Here is a 16,937-nt window from a genome sequence, read left to right as displayed (position 1 = left end):
AGGGACGGGACCTCGCCATGCCCCAGTCCGATGCGGACCACGGCCAGGAACAGATCTCCGGTGGACACTTGGTAGCCAAGGCACTCAAGGCCGAGGGTGTGGAGGTCGTCTACACCCTGTGCGGCGGCCACATCATCGACATCTACGACGGCTGCGTCGACGAGGGCATCGAGGTCGTCGACGTCCGTCACGAACAGGTCGCCGCGCACGCCGCCGACGGCTACGCCCGCATCACCGGCAAGCCCGGCTGCGCGGTCGTGACGGCCGGTCCCGGTACCACCGACGCCGTCACCGGAGTCGCCAACGCCTTCCGCGCCGAGTCACCGATGCTGCTCATCGGCGGTCAAGGGGCCCACACGCAGCACAAGATGGGCTCCCTGCAAGACCTGCCGCATGTCGACATGATGACCCCCATCACCAAGTTCGCCGCGACGGTGCCGGACACCGCGCGCGCCGCCGACATGGTCTCCATGGCGTTCCGCGAGTGCTACCACGGCGCGCCCGGCCCCTCCTTCCTGGAGATACCCCGCGACGTGCTCGACGCGAAGGTGCCGGTGGACAAGGCGCGCGTGCCGCAGGCCGGCCGCTACCGGGCCTCCACCCGGTCGGCGGGCGACCCGGCCTCCATCGAGCGGCTCGCCGATCTGCTCGTGCACGCCGAGAAGCCGGCGATCCTCCTGGGCAGCCAGGTCTGGACGACCCGCGGCACCGCCGCCGCCGTCGAGCTGGTGCGCACCCTGAACGTGCCCGCCTACATGAACGGCGCGGGCCGCGGCACCCTGCCGCCCGGCGACCCGCACCACTTCCAGCTCTCGCGCCGCTACGCCTTCTCCAACGCCGACCTGATCGTCATCGTCGGTACCCCCTTCGACTTCCGGATGGGCTACGGCAAGCGGCTCTCCCCCGACGCGACCGTCGTCCAGATCGACCTCGACTACCGCACCGTCGGCAAGAACCGCGACATCGACCTCGGCATCGTCGGCGACGCGGGCCTGGTCCTGAAGCAGGTGACCGAGGCCGCCTCCGGCCGGATCGACGGCGGCGCGGCCAGGCGCAAGGAGTGGCTCGACGAGCTGCGGGCGGCGGAGCGGACGGCAATCGACAAGCGGCTGCCGCAGCTGCGCTCCGACGCCTCCCCCATCCATCCTTACCGGCTCGTCAGCGAGATCAACGACTTCCTCACCGAGGACTCGGTCTACATCGGCGACGGCGGCGACATCGTCACCTTCTCCGGCCAGGTCGTGCAGCCCAAGTCGCCCGGCCACTGGATGGACCCGGGCCCGCTCGGCACGCTCGGCGTCGGCATCCCCTTCGTCCTCGCCGCCAAGAAGGCCCGGCCCGACAAGGAGGTCGTGGCACTCTTCGGCGACGGCGCGTTCTCCCTGACCGGCTGGGACTTCGAGACCCTCGTCCGCTACGACCTCCCCTTCGTCGGGATCGTCGGCAACAACTCCTCGATGAACCAGATCCGCTACGGCCAGAAGGCCAAGTACGGCGCCGCCCGCGAGCGCGTCGGCAACACCCTCGGCGACGTCCACTACGACAAGTTCGCCCAGCTGCTGGGCGGTCACGGCGAAGAGGTCCGCGACCCCGCCGAGATCGGCCCGGCCCTGCGCCGCGCGCGCGAGTCCGGCAAGCCGTCGCTGATCAACGTATGGGTCGATCCGGACGCGTACGCCCCCGGAACCATGAACCAGACCATGTACAAGTAGTGAGGTGCCCTCGCGATGACTGATCTGACCGACACGACCGGCACACCCGTCGCGCCCAAGGCTCTCCACGGCATTCGCGTCCTCGACATGACCCACGTCCAGTCGGGGCCCTCCGCCACCCAGCTGCTCGCGTGGCTCGGCGCGGACGTCGTCAAACTGGAGGCGCCCTCGGGCGACATCACGCGCAAGCAGCTGCGCGACCTTCCCGGCGTCGACTCCCTCTACTTCACGATGCTCAACTGCAACAAGCGGAGCATCACCCTCAACACCAAGTCGGAGCGCGGCAAGGAGCTGCTGACCGAGTTGATCCGCCGCTCCGACGTGATGGTCGAGAACTTCGGCCCCGGCGCCGTCGACCGCATGGGGTTCACCTGGGAGCGCATCCAGGAGATCAACCCGCGGATCGTGTACGCGTCCATCAAGGGCTTCGGCGAGGGCCCGTACACCAACTTCAAGGCGTACGAGGTCGTGGCGCAGGCGATGGGCGGGTCCATGGCGACCACCGGCTTCGAGGACGGGCCGCCGCTCGCCACCGGGGCACAGATCGGTGACTCCGGGACGGGCGTCCACGCCGTGGCCGGCATCCTGGCCGCGCTGCTCCAGCGCGAGAGCACCGGGCGCGGGCAGCGCGTGAACGTGGCCATGCAGCACGCGGTGCTCAACCTGTGCCGGGTCAAACTCCGCGACCAGCAGCGTCTCGCGCACGGTCCGCTCGCCGAGTACCCGAACGAGGACTTCGGCGACGAGGTGCCGCGCTCCGGGAACGCCTCGGGTGGCGGACAGCCGGGCTGGGCCGTGCAGTGCGCGCCCGGCGGGCCCAACGACTACGTGTACGTGATCGTGCAGCCGGTGGGCTGGCGGCCGCTGAGCGAGCTGATCGGGCGGCCCGAACTGGCCGACGACCCCGAGTGGGCGACCCCGGAGGCGCGGCTGCCCAAGCTCAACAAGATGTTCCAGCTGATCGAGGAGTGGTCCTCGACGCTGCCCAAGTGGGTGGTCCTGGAGCAGCTCAACGCCCACAACATCCCGTGCGGCCCGATCCTGTCCACCAGGGAGATCATCGAGGACGCCTCGCTCGCCGCGAACGAGATGGTCGTCGAGGTGGAGCACCCGCAGCGCGGCTCCTTCCGGACCGTCGGCTCGCCGCTCAAGCTCTCCGACAGCCCCGTGGACGTCACCAGTTCGCCACTGCTGGGCCAGCACAACGAAGAGGTCTTCGTCGGTGAACTGGGTCTCGGCGACGAGGAGCTGCGCCTGCTCAAGTCGAACGGAGTGATCTGAATGAGGGACGAGGACCGTGAGCTGAGGGTGCGCGCGCTGTTCGACGCCGTACGGGCCGAGGGGCGCACAGCGCTCACCGCGCCGGAGGGGAAGGTGGTCGCCGACGCGTACGGGATCGCCGTCCCGGGCGAGGAGCTGGCCACCGATGTCGACGAGGCGGTGGCGGCCGCGGCCCGCTTCGGCAAGCCGGTGGTGCTGAAGATCGTCTCTCCCGACATCCTGCACAAGACCGACGCGGGCGGGGTCGTCGTGGGGGTGGAGGGCGCCGGTGACGTACGGGCCGCGTTCCACCACATCATCGCGAACGCGCGTGCGTACGCGCCCGATGCCCGCATCGAAGGCATCCAGGTGCAGGAGTTGCTCCCGACGGGGGCGGACGCGCAGGAGGTCATCGTCGGGGCGGTCACCGATCCGACGTTCGGCAAGGTCGTCGCCTTCGGGCTCGGCGGCGTGCTGGTGGAGGTGCTCAAGGACATCACCTTCCGGCTCGCCCCGGTCGACGCGGAGGAGGCGGTCGGCATGCTCGACTCCATCCGCGCGGCCGAGGTGCTGCGCGGGGTACGCGGCGCACGCGGCGTCGACCGGTGGGCGCTGGCCGAGCAGATTCGCCGGGTCTCGCGACTGGTCACGGACTTCCCCGAGATCGCCGAGGTCGACCTCAACCCGGTCATCGCCACTCCGGAGGGCGCGATCGCCGCGGACATCCGGGTGATCCTCGCGGAGGGCGCGCCCCAGCCCCGGCCCACGTACACGCGCGAGGAGATCCTCGGGACGATGCGGCGCCTGATGCAGCCGCGCTCGGTCGCCGTGATCGGTGCCTCCAACGAGCCGGGCAAGATCGGCAACTCCGTCATGCGCAACCTTGTCGACGGTGGCTTCTCCGGGGAGATCCATCCGGTGAACCCGAAGGCCGATGACATCCTGGGCCGCAAGGCGTACAAGAGTGTCACGGACGTCCCCGGTGAGGTGGATGTGGCGGTCTTCGCGATCCCCGCCAAGTTCGTGGCGGCAGCCTTGGAGGAGGTGGGACGCAAGGGCATCCCGAACGCGGTGCTCATCCCGTCCGGCTTCGCGGAGACCGGTGAGCAGGCTCTCCAGGACGAGATCGTGGCCATCGGCGCGCGGCACGGGGTGCGGCTGCTCGGCCCGAACATCTACGGCTACTACTCGACGTGGCAGGACCTGTGCGCCACCTTCTGCACGCCTTACGACGTGAAGGGCGGGGTGGCCCTCACCTCGCAGTCCGGCGGCATCGGCATGGCGATCCTCGGTTTCGCGCGCACCACCAGGACGGGGGTCTCGGCGATCGTGGGGCTCGGCAACAAGTCGGACCTGGACGAGGACGATCTGCTGACCTGGTTCGGCGAGGACCCGAACACTCAGTGCATCGCCATGCACCTGGAGGACCTCAAGGACGGGCGGGCCTTCGTGGCGGCCGCGCGGGCGACCGTGCCGAAGAAACCCGTCGTCGTGCTGAAGGCGGGGCGGACGGCGGCGGGCGCGCGGGCCGCCGGGTCGCACACCGGGGCGCTGGCCGGCGACGACGCCGTCTACGACGACATCCTGCGCCAGGCCGGGGTCATCCGGGCCCCGGGTCTGAACGACATGCTGGAGTACGCGCGGGCGCTGCCCGTGCTGCCCACCCCGCGGGGCGACAACGTCGTGATCATCACCGGCGCGGGCGGCTCCGGCGTGCTGCTGTCGGACGCGGTGACGGAGAACGGGCTGCGGCTGATGGAGATCCCGGCCGACCTGGACGCGGCCTTCCGGCGGTTCATCCCGCCCTTCGGGGCCGCGGGCAACCCCGTCGACATCACGGGCGGCGAGCCGCCGTCGACGTACGAGGCGACGATCCGCCTCGGCCTGGAGGATCCGCGCATCCACGCGCTCGTGCTCGGCTACTGGCACACCATCGTCACCCCTCCCATGGTCTTCGCGGAGGTAACGGCCCGCGTCGTCGCGGAGTTCCGCGAGCGCGGCATCGAGAAGCCGGTCGTCGCGTCGCTGGCCGGGGACGTCGAGGTCGAGGAGGCCTGCCAGTACCTGTTCGAGCGCGGCGTGGCCGCGTACCCGTACACGACCGAGAAGCCGGTGGCCGTGCTCGGTGCGAAGTACCGGTGGGCGCGGGCGGCGGGGTTGTTGGGGGGCGGTCGATGAGGTGACCGCAGGCGGGTCCGGCCGGCGGTGCGCGTCGGCCGGACCCAGGTCCCGTGCGCACACGAAAGCAATTTGGACAGGGGGCGCTGGCCAGATCTTTCGACGCAAGGGGTACGACCGTCATGACGACCACTGAGCTACCCGCCGCACTCCCGTACCGGGAGGTGACGGACGTCAACGGCCGGGTGTACCGGGTCGGCGAGACCGACCGCGACCTCATGGGCCGCCCACGCGCGTGGATGGTGATCCTGCCCTGGGTGGGCATGCTGGGGATCTCCTCCGCCGAGTACGCGTTCGCGTCCGCCGAGGACACCCTGCACACCGCGCACGACTGGAACAGCCTGCACATCTTCTGGATGATGACCGTCTGGGTCTTCTTCCAGGCCGCTGTCGCCTTTCCTGCGGGCAGGCTGCGGGAGAGCGGCCGGCTGCCGGCCCGCTGGGCCATGGTGATCGGCGCGTCGGGCACCTTCATGGGGTACCTGTCGCTCGCCCTCGCGCCGCACGTCGTCGTCGCCTACCTCGGCTTCAGTGTGCTCAGCGGCATGGGTGCCGGCATGGTCTACGCCACCTGCGTCACCATGGCGGGCAAGTGGTATCCGGAGCGCCGGGGAGGCAAGACGGGCTTCGTCAACGGCGGGTTCGCCTACGGTTCGGTGCCGTTCGTCTTCCTCTTCACCGGCTACATGGATCTGACCAACTTCCGTTGGGTGCTGCTGTCGGTGGGCGTGCTGCTCGCCGCGATGGTCGCGTCGGCGGGGTACTTCTTCAAGGACCCGCCCAAGAACTGGTGGCCCGCGCACATCGATCCGCTCAACCCGCCGGCGGACCCGCGCGCGCGGCGCTCCCTGGAGAAGAATCCGCCGGCCGTCAAGCAGTACACCGCCATGGAGGCGTGGCGGACCGGCCGGGTCGCGCTGATGTGGCTCTGTCTGGCCTGCACCTCGGGTGTGAACATCTTCGGCATCGCCTTCCAGGTCGACATCGGTGAGGAGGCGGGGTTCGCCGGCGGGATCGTGGCCACCGCGATGTCGCTCAAGGCGCTCGTCAACGGCACCGGGCGCGGCGTCATCGGCTGGCTCTCCGACCGGTACGGCCGCAAGCAGTGCCTGCTGGCCGTCTGCGCCGTCCTGGGCGCCGCCCAGTTCGGCATCCTCTTGTCGGCCGAGGCCCAGAACCTGCCCTTCTTCCTGGTCTTCTCCGCGGTGTCGGGATTCGGCGGCGGCGCCATCTTCCCGATGTTCGCGGCGCTCACCGCGGACTACTTCGGCGAGAACAACAACGCGACCAATTACGGCATGGTCTACAGCTCCAAGCTCGTCTCCGGTCTCGGGGCCGGCATGGGCGCCGTGGTCGTCGGCTCCTGGGGGCACTCCGGCGCGTTCGTCCTGGCCGGCTGCGTCTCGTTCTTCGCCGGCTTCATCGCACTCTTCCTGTCGCCGCCCGGCAGGACCAAGGCCCGTGACGTGAAACCCAATCCGCAACCACTCGGTGAGGAGATGGCTTGAGATGACGGCGGAGCCCATCGCCGCAGGTGAAACTGGACAGTCCACTGGTTCGAGATACCGGGAGGTCACCGACGCGAACGGCCGCGTCTACCGCCTGGGCGAGACGGACCGCGACATCCTCGGCCATTCGCGCAAGTTCATGGTGTATCTGCCATGGGTCGCGATGATGGCCATCAGCGTCTCCGAGTACGCCTACGGCTCGGCGGAGGACACTCTCTCCAGTGCCCATGGCTGGACGCAGTCGAACACCTTCTGGATCCTGAGCATCTGGGTCTTCTTCCAGGCGGGCATCGCCTTCCCGGCCGGATGGCTGCGGGAGAAGGGGATCCTGACCGCCAAGAGGGCGACAATGACCGGCGCCTTCATGTGTCTGCTGGGGTTTCTCGCCCTGTCCCACTTCGACAATGTGTGGCTGGCGATCCTCGGCTTCGGCGTCGTCGGCGGACTGGGCTCCGGCCTCGTCTACGCGACCTGCATCAACATGGTCGGCAAGTGGTTCCCGGAACGGAAGGGCGGCAAGACCGGATTCGTCAACGGCGGCTTCGCCTACGGATCGCTGCCGTTCATCTTCATCTTCAACTACGGCTTCGACACGTCGAACTACCACCGGGTGCTCGACATGATCGGCGTCTACGTCCTGGTCGTGGTTCTGGTCTGTGCCTTCTTCTTCCGGGACCCTCCGAAGAACTGGTGGCCGGCCGGGATCGATCCGCTGAACCGTACGGGTACGGGAAAGAGCGAGAAAAGCCTCGCCAAGAACCCGCCCGCGGTCCGGCAGTTCACTCCGAAGGAGGCCATCCGCACCGGAATGCTGCCGCTGATGTGGCTCAGCCTGGTGCTGACCGCGGGAGTGTCGATCTTCGGTATCTCCTTCCAGGTGGACTTCGCGAAAGAAGTGGGTTTCGGTCCCCTGGTCGCGGCGTCCTCGATGGGGGTGATGGCGGTCATCAACGGTGTCGGCCGCGCGGTCGTCGGCTGGATGTCGGACGTCCTGGGCCGCAAGCCGAGTCTCGTCTTCGTGATCGTCGTCCTGGGGCTCGCCCAGTTCGGCGTCATCTGGGCCGGTGACATCCGCAGCGAATGGCTGTTCCTGTTCTTCGCCTTCCTGTCGGGATTCGGCGGCGGCGCCTTCTACCCGATGTTCGCGGCGCTGACCCCGGACTACTTCGGCGAGAACTACAACGCCACCAATTACGGGCTCGTCTACAGCGGCAAGCTCATCAGCGGCCTCTTCGGCGGCGGGCTCGGCTCGATGGTGGTCGCCGCGTGGGGCTACAACGGCGCCTACGCGCTGGCCGGTGGCATCTCGATGCTGGCGGCCCTGGTCGCGCTGCTGCTGCGCCAGCCGGGAAGGGAGCGGGACACGGCCACCTGACGCAGAGGGGTGCGCATCGAGCGGGGCCCGGCCTGATGGCCGGCCCCGCTCGATTCCTGTGCGGTCAGCGCCTGCGTCAGCGCTTCTTGCGCAGCGCCGCGAGGTTGTCGTACCCGGTCCTGGCGTACCTCAGCGACTGGCCGAGGTCGGTGGAGCTGGGCGCGTTGTCCTGCTCCACCATCGGGTTGTGGTAGTTCTTGTCGCCGACCCGGCTGAAGAAGGTGCGGTAGTCGATGACCCCTTCGCCGAAGACCCCCATGTCGTAGCCTTCGCCGCTCGTCTCGTTGCGCGTGCCGTCCTTGGCGTGGAAGAGCGGGTAGCGCTTGTTGTGGCGCACGACGAGACCGGCCGGGTCGAAGACCTTCTCCCGCTGCGAGCCGTCGTGGGCGGTGTACGTGTGGAACTTGTACTGCGCGACGTGCGCCCAGAAGATGTCCATCTCCAGCCACACCGTCCTCGGGTCGGTGCCCTTGAGGAAGTACTCCAGCTTGCGGATGCCGGAGCTGCGGGTCGGACGGCCCTGGTCGTCGAGCGGGCCGCCGTCGAGCAGGAAGCCGTACGCCGCGTCGTGGTTGTGGGTGTAGAGCTTGATACCGGCCTTGCGGGCGATGGCACCGAGCGCGTTCCACTTGTCGGCGGCGACGTCCCAGTCCGCCTTGTACGAGCTGTTGGTGGGGTCGCCACCGGTGCCCATGTGGTCCATGCCGAGGATGTTGGCGATCTCCAGGTGCTTTTTGAACGTGTCGAGGTCGGCCTGGCTGAGCGGCCACGACGACGGGATGAAGCCGTGGTTGCCCTGGGCGCGCAGGCCGTACTCGTCCAGCCACGAGCGCAGCAGCTTGGCACCGGCGACGGATTCGAGGTCGGCGCCGCCGGGCGCGTTCGCGTGCTGGCCGTAGCCCGCGAACTCGACCTGCTTGTACCCGTAGCGGGACAGCTCCTTGAACACCTCGCGGAAGCCGGAGGGTAGGTCGGTGGCGAGCGGGTCGCGGCCGGTGGCGTCGCGCACGGTGTAGAGGATGATGCCTCGCTTGTCCGCGGGCACGAGTTCGCTGCCGCGGCCGTGCCCGCCGTGGCCGTGGTCATGACCGTGGCCGTGGCCGCCGCCCGACGAGGGCTGGGCGAAGGACGGCGCGGCCCCGAACACGGGCGCGGCGATCGCACCCGCGGCGACGGCGGTGCAGGTGCTGAGGAAGCGGCGGCGGTTGATGCCGAGACGCTCTCTGAGGGCGTCGCCGGCGGGGTTGTCCTGGAAGTCGGTCACGGGTGCCTCTCTTCGACGTGCGGGTGAACGGTGCCGGGACCACTGGCGTGTCGTCAGTGGCGTGTGCTTCACTCTCTGTAACTGGTCCTGGTCGGGGGCGGGGTGGGGCGAGGTGTGCCTCAGCTCAGCCCCGCCAGTTCGAGGAGCAGGGATTTCACTTGGGTGGCCGGGACCCGGCCGGGAAGTGCGTGGGGGGTGGAGCTGATGATGAGCGGACCTTCGTCGTCGCTCGTGGGAAGGCGGCCGTGGCTGCCGCGAATAGGTGAGGGGTCCAGCGGGACGACCGCCATGCGGTAGCGCATGCCGAGCTTCTTGCGGGCGAGCGCGCCCGCGGCCTTGACCTTGACGTACGGGTCCAGGGGGTCCATGAAGAGTTCGACCGGGTCGTAGCCGGGTTTGCGGTGGATCTCGACCAGTTGCGCGAAGTCGGGCGCGCGGGCGTCGTCGAGCCAGTAGTAGTACGTGAACCAGGCGTCGGGTTCCGCGATCGCGACGAGTTCGCCGGAGCGCGGGTGGTCGAGGTGCTGGTCCTTCTTGCCCTGGTCGTCGAGGAGTTGCTCGATGCCGGGCAGGTCGGCGAGGGCGGCGCGGGTGGCGTCGAGGTCCTCGGGGCGGCGCACATAGATGTGCGCGATCTGGTGGTCGGCGACGGCGAACGCCCGGGAGGCCATCGGGTCGAGGTACTCCATGCCGTCCTGCGTGTGGACTTCGAGGAGGCCGGCGCGGCGCAGCGCCCGGTTGATGTCGACGGGCCGGTCGGCGCGGGTGATGCCGTACTCGGACAGGGCGACGACGGTGCGTCCCTCGGTCCGGGCGTCGTCGAGGAGCGGGGCGAGGGCCGTGTCGAGTTCGGCGGCGGCCCGGTGGGCGCGGGGGTCGTCGGGGCCGAAGCGCTGGAGGTCGTAGTCGAGATGCGGGAGGTAGCAGAGGGTGAGAGCGGGGTGGCGGGTCGCCATGACGTGGCGGGTGGCGTCGATGATCCACTGGCTGGAGACGATGTCGGCGCCCGGGCCCCAGAAGTGGAAGAGGGGAAACGTGCCGAGTTTCTCGGTGAGTTCGTCGTGCAGGGCCGGGGGCCGGGTGTAGCAGTCGGGTTCTTTGCGTCCGTCGGCGTAGTAGACGGGACGGGGGGTGATGGTGATGTCGGTGTCGGCGCCCATGGCGTACCACCAGCAGATGTTGGCGACGGTGTAGCCGGGGTGGGCGCGGCGGGCGGCGTCCCAGAGTTTGTCGCCGGAGACGAGGCCGTTGTGCTGGCGCCACAGGAGGACGTCGCCGAGTTCGCGGAAGTACCAGCCGTTGCCGACGATGCCGTGTTCGCCGGGCATGGTGCCGGTGAGGAAGGTGGACTGGGCCGCGCAGGTGACGGCGGGCAGGACTGTGCCGAGGGGGGCGCGGGAGCCGGACTGGCCGAGGGATTTCAGGTGGGGCATGTGGTCGAGGAGCCGGGGGGTGAGGCCGACGACGTCCAGGACGAGGAGCGGGGTGGGACGGGTCTGCGTCATGGCAGCTCCTTGAGGCCGAGGTCGGTCAACAGGTCGCGGGCGAGAGCGAGTTCGGCGGCGATGCCGTCGGCGAGCTGGCTCCGGGCCCGGGGCCGCAGGTCGGGCGGGAGCGCCTGCCAGGTGTACGTCTCGACTTCGAGGTGGTGGGTGAGCGGGTGCGGGCCGCCGACGAGACGGTTCAGCGTGGAGGTGAGGACGGGCAGCGTGGAGGTGAGCGGGGCGGCGGGGGCCGCGTGCAGGGGGACGTGGAAGTGGGCGCGCCAGGGGTTGATGGCCGGCAGGGCGGCGCCGTCCAGGGCGGGGCCGAGGTCGTCGGTGCCGCGCAGCCCCGCCGGCGTGAGGGTCCGGGTCTGGTGCAGGAAGCGGGGTTCGTCGAAGGCGGCGAGCGCCTCGCGGACGTCGGGGAGATGGGGGTGTTCGGCGTGCAGGGCAGCGGAGAGCTGCGATTTGACGACGGGGACACGGGCGGCGGCGAGTGCGTCGAGCGCGGTGTCCGGGTCTTCGAAGGAGGTGGCGAGGTGGCAGGTGTCGAGGCAGAGGCCGATGCGGTCGGGGCGGCCGACGGCGGTGAGCGGGGCGATGGCGTCGGCGGTGGTCTCGACGGTGCAGCCGGGTTCGGGTTCCAGGCCGATCCGGACCGATTTCCCGGTCAGTTCTTCCAGGGCGTCGAGCCGTTCGGCAAGGGTGACGAGCGCGGCGTGGGCGGCCTCGGCGCGCTGCTCGTCGTAGGCGGTGCGCCAGGCCAGCGGCAGTGTGGAGACGGTGCCGTCGGTGACGTCGGCGGGGAGCAGAGCGGCGAGAAGGCGGGTCAGTTCGATGGTGTGGCGCAGGCGCTCGGGGTCGGCCCAGTCCGGCTTGTAGACGCGGTACTTGACCTCGTCGGCGCCGAAGCCCTCGTAGGGGAAGCCGTTGAGGGTGACGACTTCGAGGCCCCGCCGGTCGAGCTCCGCGCGCAGTCCGCGCAGCGCCGCGGGGTCGGTGGCCAGGGAGCGGGCGGCGTTCCTGGCGAGCCACAGGCCGATGCCGAGGCGGTCGCGGCCCAGGCGTTTGCGTACGGGTTCGCAGTGGTCGCGGAGTTGGGCGAGGACACCGTCGACGCTCTCGGCGGGGTGCACGTTCGTGCAGTACGCGAGGTGGACGGTGGAGCCGTCCGGATGCCGGAAGCGCACGGGTCACGCTCCCCCGCGCAGGATGGAGTTGCCTTCGTGTGTCGCTTCCGGCGCGGCCGGGGCAGCGAGCTGGAGGCGGCCGCTCAGCCCGTAGAAGGCGACCGGGTTGCGCCACAGGACGAGGTCGACGTCGTCGTCGCTGAAGCCGGCCGCCAGCATCGCGTCGGCGACCTTGCGGGTTTTGAGCGGGTCGCTCTTGCCCCAGTCGGCGGCCGAGTTGACCAGTACCTTCTCCGGTCCGTACAGCCGCAGGATCTCGACCATGCGGTCCTCGTCCATCTTGGTGTCGGGGTAGACGGAGAAGCCCAGCCAGGCGCCGGCGTCCTTGGCCTCCTTGACGGTCGTCTCGTTCAGGTGGTCGACGAGGACGTGGTCGACGGGCAGGGCGGACTCGCGGACCACGTCCAGGGTGCGGCGCAGTCCGGCGAGCTTGTCGCGGTGCGGGGTGTGCACCAGGGCGGGCAGGTCGTGGTCGGCGGCCAGCTGCAACTGGGTGGTCAGCGCGGTGTCCTCGGCCGGGGTCATGGAGTCGTAGCCGATCTCGCCGACGGCGACGACCTGGTCCTTGACGAGGTAGCGGGGCAGGGCGTCCAGGACCGGGGTGCAGCGCGGATCGTTGGCCTCTTTGGGGTTGAGGGCGATCGTGCAGTGGTGGGCGATGCCGTACTGCGCGGCGCGGAACGGCTCCCAGCCCAGCAGGGCGTCGAAGTAGTCGAAGAAGGAGGCGGGCGAGGTGCGGGGCTGGCCCAGCCAGAACGCGGGCTCGACCAGGGCGCGCACCCCGGCCGCGTACATGGCCTCGTAGTCGTCGGTGGTGCGCGACGTCATGTGGATGTGGGGGTCGAAGATGCGCATCAGGCCTCCTTCGTCATGGGCGCCGTCAGGGTCAGCACGTGGTGCAGGTCCTCGGGGACGGGCCGGCCCGCCGCGGTGCGCTCCTGGGCGAAGTCGCGAAGCATCCGGGCCAGTTCGGTGTCCCCTTCGGCGCGCCGCCGCAGTGCGGCGACGGCATCGACGCGGACGCCGGTGAACAGGCACTTCAGGACGGCGTGGCGCCAGTCGTGGGCGGGCAGGTGCGCGGCGGCGTACGGACCGACGGCGGCCGCCACCAGCCGGGTGTCGTTGGTGCGCAGCGCGTCCTGCACCAGCGGCACCGCCTCGTCCCCCGCCACCAGCGACGCCAGCGCCTCCAGCACCGCCCGGCGCTCCGCGGCCGTGCCCTGCGCGTACAGCCGCGCCAGCACGGGTACGTCCGCGCCGGCGGCGTGCAGCAACAGCACCCGTGCCGCGTCCGCGTGCTCCTGCCCGGCCCGGCGGCCCGCCTCCGCGAACCGCACCTCCCACGCCTCCGTGCCGGCGGCGGCCTCGGTGAGAGCCTGTTCCAGCCACGTACGGGCGGCCGGCGGCAGCGCCGTGTCGAGCCGTTCGCGCAGCACCTGCGCGGTGGTGGTTCCGGTCATGCGTCGCCTCCTTGCCGTGCCGCCGCCCGCAAGAACTGCAGCGACCGGGCCGCCAGTTCGGGGCCGGCGTGGGAGTGCCGGGGCAGCTCCACCACGGTCAGGCCCTGGTAACCGGTCGCGGCCAGGGCCTCCAGCACCGGCGGGAAGTCGATCTCCCCCTCACCGAACGGGAGGTGTTCGTGCACCCCCCGGCGCATGTCCTCGATCTGGACATGCCGCAGCCACGGCGCCGCCGCCCGCACGCACTCGGCCGGCGGCTGCGGCTCCAGGCACTGGCAGTGCCCGATGTCGAGCGTCAGCCCCAGGGCGTCGGGGCTGCCGAGGGCATGCCGGAGCTGGTGGAAGTCGGCGAGGCTGCCCAGGAGGTGGCCGGGCTCGGGCTCGATGGCGAGGGGCACTCCGGCGTCGGTGGCGGCGTCGACGACCGGGCCGAGTTCGCCGGCGAGCCGCTTCCAGGCGGTGTCCGGGTCGGTGCCGTCGGGGGTGACGCCGCTGAAGCAGTGCACCGCGTGGGCGCCCAGGTCGGCGGCGACCTGGACCGCGCGGATCAGCAGTCGGGCGCGGGCCGCGCGGGCGTCCGGGTCGGGATCGAGGAGGGAGGGGCCGTGTTTGCGGCGCGGGTCGAGGACGTAGCGGGCGCCGGTCTCCACGGTGGCCGTGAGGTGGTGGCGGTCGAGGAGGTGGGCGACCTGGCGGGTCCGTTCCGCGAGGTCCGGGGTGAGGGGGTCCAGGTGCATGTGGTCGAGGGTGAGGCCCACGCCGTCGTAGCCGAGGTCGGCGAGGAGGGCGAGGGCGTCGTCGAGCCGGAGATCGGTGAGGCCGTTGCTGCCGTAGCCCCAGCGGGGGGCGGTGCGCTGCCGGTGCGGGCTCATGTGACGCTCACCTTCTTCGCGAAACGGCGGGCGAGGGGGGCCAGGGCCGCGGTGGCCAGGGCGGTTCGGGGGGCTCCCGCGCGAGCTGCGAGGGCTGCCTGGAGCGGGATCATGGCCCGGATCCCGGCGCCGACGGCGCGCTGGGTCAGGGGCGGGGACGGGTTGAGGACGGCGTGGAGGAGGGGGACGAGCGTGGTGGCCGCGTACGCGGTGGGACCCGGCAGGCCGAGGGGGGCTGCGGCGCCTCGGCCCACCGGGAGTCGCAGGAGGTGCGTGATGAGCACCACCGTGGTGGCCAGGGCCGCGGCGGGGGCGGCGGGGGCGCCGCCGGTCGTCTCGTTGCGGGAGACGGTGGTGACGGCGGCGGTGTGCGCGGCGAGGACCAGCGCGGAGGGGGCGGCGACGCGGAGAGAGGCCGGGGCACCACCCCGGGCACGCAGCCTGCTGCCGCGAGGGAAGGCGGCCGCGTCCTGGACCCCGGCGCGCAGAAGCCCGCTGCTGCCACAGGGGATGACCGGGTCGAGGACCCCGGCGCGCGGAATCCCGCTGCCGCCACGGGAGGCGGCCGCCTCCTGGACCCTGGCACGCAGAAGCCCGGCCCCTTCGCGAAGGGCACCCGCGCCTCGGCTCGTGGCGCGGAGAGCACCGCCCCCGGGCCGGAGAGCGGTGGGCGAACCGGGACTGTGGCCTGCGGCGCCCGGAAGACCGGCTCCTGGGCGCGGCGCGCCCGCACCCTGGCTCCGGGTGCCGGCGGATCCGTCCCCCTCATGCCACGGCCCCCCAGCGAGACCCCCGCCGCCAAAACGGCCGGCGTCCCCCTGGGAGGCCGCAGCTCCCATGAGGAGGTCCAGGCCCCTGGCCGCGCCCATGGCGAGCGGGCCGGCCGGGGTTCGTTTCAGGCCCAGGTCGTAGCCCCAGACCGTGGCCGCGAGGACGGCGCCGATAGTTCCGGCCGTGCGGCCCGCGGCGCAGGCCAGACCGAGGCCCGCCGCGGTGAACGCGCCGGCCGCCGCGAGGGCCGCCGCCGGGCGGATCCGGCCGGACGGGATGGGGCGGTGGGGGCGGTCGACGGCGTCCTCGGCGCGGTCGGCCCAGTCGTTGAGGGCCATGCCCGCCTCGTACAGGCACAGGGAGGAGGAGAGAGCGAGGACGGTGCCCCGGCCGGGGCGGGCGCCGACGGCCGCGGCGCCCGCGAGGGCATCGCCGGGGACGGTGAAGAGGGCGGGCAGGCGCAGGAGTTCGGCCCAGGCGCGCAGGGTCGCGCGGGTGGCGGTCGGCTGCCGCGTTCCGGCCGACGGGTGACCGGGGGCGGCGTCCGCCGGCGCGGCCGCGGTCACCGTCCGGCCTCGGCGCGCAGCAGCGCGGCGAAGTCCACCAGCGCCGCGAACTGCTCGCCGAGCGCCGACGAGGCGTCGCCGTCCGGGTCCTTGAAGTAGAAGCCGAGCTCCGGGCGGGGGCCGGTCAGGCCGAGTTCCGCGGCGCGCAGCACCAGGCGGGCGAGGTCCAGGACGAGGGGCGCGGCGAGCGCGGAGTCGCAGCCCTGCCAGGTGGTCTGCAGGACCATCCGGGCGCCGAGGAAACCGTCGAAGGCGATGTGGTCCCAGGCGGTCTTCCAGTCGCCGAGGGCGGGCACGTCGTCGATGTGGACCTCGCCCTCGGGCGCGGCGCCGAGGGTGTCGGCGAGGACGCGTTCCTTGCCGGCGTTCTTGGCGGCGGCCGCGGCCGGGTCGGCGAGGGCGGCGCCGTCGCCGCCGCCGAGCAGGTTGGTGCCGGACCAGGCGCGTACGGCCAGGGCGCGTTGCAGGAACATCGGGCCGAGTACGGAGCGCAGCAGGGTCTGCCCGGTCTTGCCGTCGCGGCCCGCGTAGGGCACGGATGCGGCGGCGGCCTCGGCGGCGAGGGCCGGGTGGTGCAGGCCGGTGGAGGGGGTGAAGTTGACGTAGGGGCAGCCGGCGCGCAGGGCGGCGGCGGCATAGAGGGAGCTGGGCGGGAGGGGGCCGCCGGGCGCGGGGGCGGGTTCGGTCGAGGCGACGTTCACGACGACGGCGCCCGCCAGACCGTGGCCGCGTACGAAGTCGCGGATGTCGGTGGTGAAGGCGGTGATCAGTTCGTCCTGGGTGCGGTCGTCGTCCCGGCCGAGCTGGGGGCCGCCGGGGCGGATCTCCTGGTCGGCGGCGGTCAGTTCGGCGGCGACGGCGGAGGGCAGTCCGTGCGGCAGGACGCCGCCGGCGGCGAGGTGCTCGGCGCGTTTGGGCAGCGGGCAGTCGAGGGTGTCGTGGCCGCCGAAGACGAGCGACGACAACGTTGGCAGACCCGCGTCGGCGAAGGGGGCCGTCTCGGTGACCATGCCGGTCGCCGGGTGCAGTCCGGCGCTGACGGCCGCGCAGCCCGCGATGGCGGTGGTGGCCACCGAGCCGCGGGCGCCGATGAGCCAGACGCCGTAGCGCGGGGCGGAAGAGGGGGTGGGGAGGGACGGTTCGGCGGACATGGGCAGCCTCCTTGTCGAACACGAACCGGGGGCGAACACGAACCGGGGGTCGTACAGGAACGGGGACGTACAGGAACGGGGTCGAACGCGGGTACGGGGTCGTACGCGGTACGGGATGCGCGGCGGTACGGGATGCGCGGCGCCGG

Annotated in this window: 13 protein-coding genes; 5 read left to right on the top strand and 8 right to left on the bottom strand. The window is 71.5% G+C overall.

Features of this window, described 5'->3' with window-relative positions; translation table 11 throughout:
* Positions 1-17: 17 nt before the first annotated feature.
* The 5 genes from ABZY33_RS14760 to ABZY33_RS14740 all read left to right on the top strand — a co-directional run bounded on the left by ABZY33_RS14760 (position 18) and on the right by ABZY33_RS14740 (position 8,033).
* Positions 18-1,712 carry a thiamine pyrophosphate-binding protein gene (locus tag ABZY33_RS14760; protein WP_356491936.1) on the top strand — a complete coding sequence of 565 codons (1,695 nt, stop codon included), beginning with the start codon at positions 18-20 and terminating at the stop codon, positions 1,710-1,712.
* Positions 1,713-1,727: 15 nt separating this feature from the next.
* Complete coding sequence (frc, locus tag ABZY33_RS14755) at positions 1,728-2,993, top strand: formyl-CoA transferase (RefSeq protein WP_356491935.1); 1,266 nt, start codon at positions 1,728-1,730, stop codon at positions 2,991-2,993.
* A complete protein-coding gene (locus tag ABZY33_RS14750) occupies positions 2,994-5,150 on the top strand; it encodes an acetate--CoA ligase family protein (RefSeq protein WP_356491934.1) in 2,157 nt (718 codons plus the stop codon).
* A 122-nt stretch (positions 5,151-5,272) separates the two neighbouring features.
* Complete coding sequence (locus ABZY33_RS14745) at positions 5,273-6,658, top strand: OFA family MFS transporter (protein WP_356491933.1); 1,386 nt, start codon at positions 5,273-5,275, stop codon at positions 6,656-6,658.
* Between the two features lies 1 nt (position 6,659).
* A complete protein-coding gene (locus ABZY33_RS14740) occupies positions 6,660-8,033 on the top strand; it encodes an OFA family MFS transporter (protein WP_356491932.1) in 1,374 nt (457 codons plus the stop codon).
* 76 nt (positions 8,034-8,109) lie between these two features.
* Here ABZY33_RS14740 and ABZY33_RS14735 read toward each other — a convergent pair whose 3' ends face one another.
* The 8 genes from ABZY33_RS14735 to ABZY33_RS14700 all read right to left on the bottom strand — a co-directional run bounded on the left by ABZY33_RS14735 (position 8,110) and on the right by ABZY33_RS14700 (position 16,791).
* Entirely contained in the window at positions 8,110-9,297 is a 1,188-nt protein-coding gene (locus ABZY33_RS14735) for a sugar phosphate isomerase/epimerase family protein (RefSeq protein WP_356491931.1), read from the bottom strand.
* A gap of 119 nt (positions 9,298-9,416) precedes the next feature.
* Positions 9,417-10,802 (bottom strand): nucleotide pyrophosphatase/phosphodiesterase family protein, encoded by a 1,386-nt coding sequence (locus tag ABZY33_RS14730; RefSeq protein ID WP_356491930.1) that lies wholly within the window; start codon positions 10,800-10,802, stop codon positions 9,417-9,419.
* Positions 10,799-11,971 carry a metabolite traffic protein EboE gene (eboE, locus tag ABZY33_RS14725; RefSeq protein ID WP_356491929.1) on the bottom strand — a complete coding sequence of 391 codons (1,173 nt, stop codon included), beginning with the start codon at positions 11,969-11,971 and terminating at the stop codon, positions 10,799-10,801. The genes ABZY33_RS14730 and eboE overlap by 4 nt, the downstream gene beginning before the upstream one ends.
* 3 nt (positions 11,972-11,974) lie before the next feature.
* Positions 11,975-12,826, bottom strand: coding sequence for a TatD family hydrolase (locus ABZY33_RS14720; protein WP_356491928.1), 852 nt, complete (start codon positions 12,824-12,826; stop codon positions 11,975-11,977).
* Entirely contained in the window at positions 12,826-13,431 is a 606-nt protein-coding gene (locus tag ABZY33_RS14715; RefSeq protein WP_356491927.1) for an EboA domain-containing protein, read from the bottom strand. Before ABZY33_RS14715 ends, ABZY33_RS14720 begins: the two co-directional genes overlap by 1 nt.
* Positions 13,428-14,303 (bottom strand): sugar phosphate isomerase/epimerase family protein, encoded by an 876-nt coding sequence (locus ABZY33_RS14710; protein ID WP_356491926.1) that lies wholly within the window; start codon positions 14,301-14,303, stop codon positions 13,428-13,430. Before ABZY33_RS14710 ends, ABZY33_RS14715 begins: the two co-directional genes overlap by 4 nt.
* Positions 14,300-15,640, bottom strand: a complete 1,341-nt coding sequence (locus tag ABZY33_RS14705) for a UbiA family prenyltransferase (RefSeq protein WP_356491925.1) — start codon at positions 15,638-15,640, stop codon at positions 14,300-14,302. Before ABZY33_RS14705 ends, ABZY33_RS14710 begins: the two co-directional genes overlap by 4 nt.
* Positions 15,637-16,791 carry an inositol-3-phosphate synthase gene (locus tag ABZY33_RS14700; RefSeq protein ID WP_356491924.1) on the bottom strand — a complete coding sequence of 385 codons (1,155 nt, stop codon included), beginning with the start codon at positions 16,789-16,791 and terminating at the stop codon, positions 15,637-15,639. Before ABZY33_RS14700 ends, ABZY33_RS14705 begins: the two co-directional genes overlap by 4 nt.
* Positions 16,792-16,937: the final 146 nt, after the last annotated feature.

The organism is Streptomyces sp. NPDC006552, assembly GCF_040611655.1.
Classification (GTDB): domain Bacteria; phylum Actinomycetota; class Actinomycetes; order Streptomycetales; family Streptomycetaceae; genus Streptomyces.
This window is presented reverse-complemented; position numbering and strand designations above follow the sequence as displayed.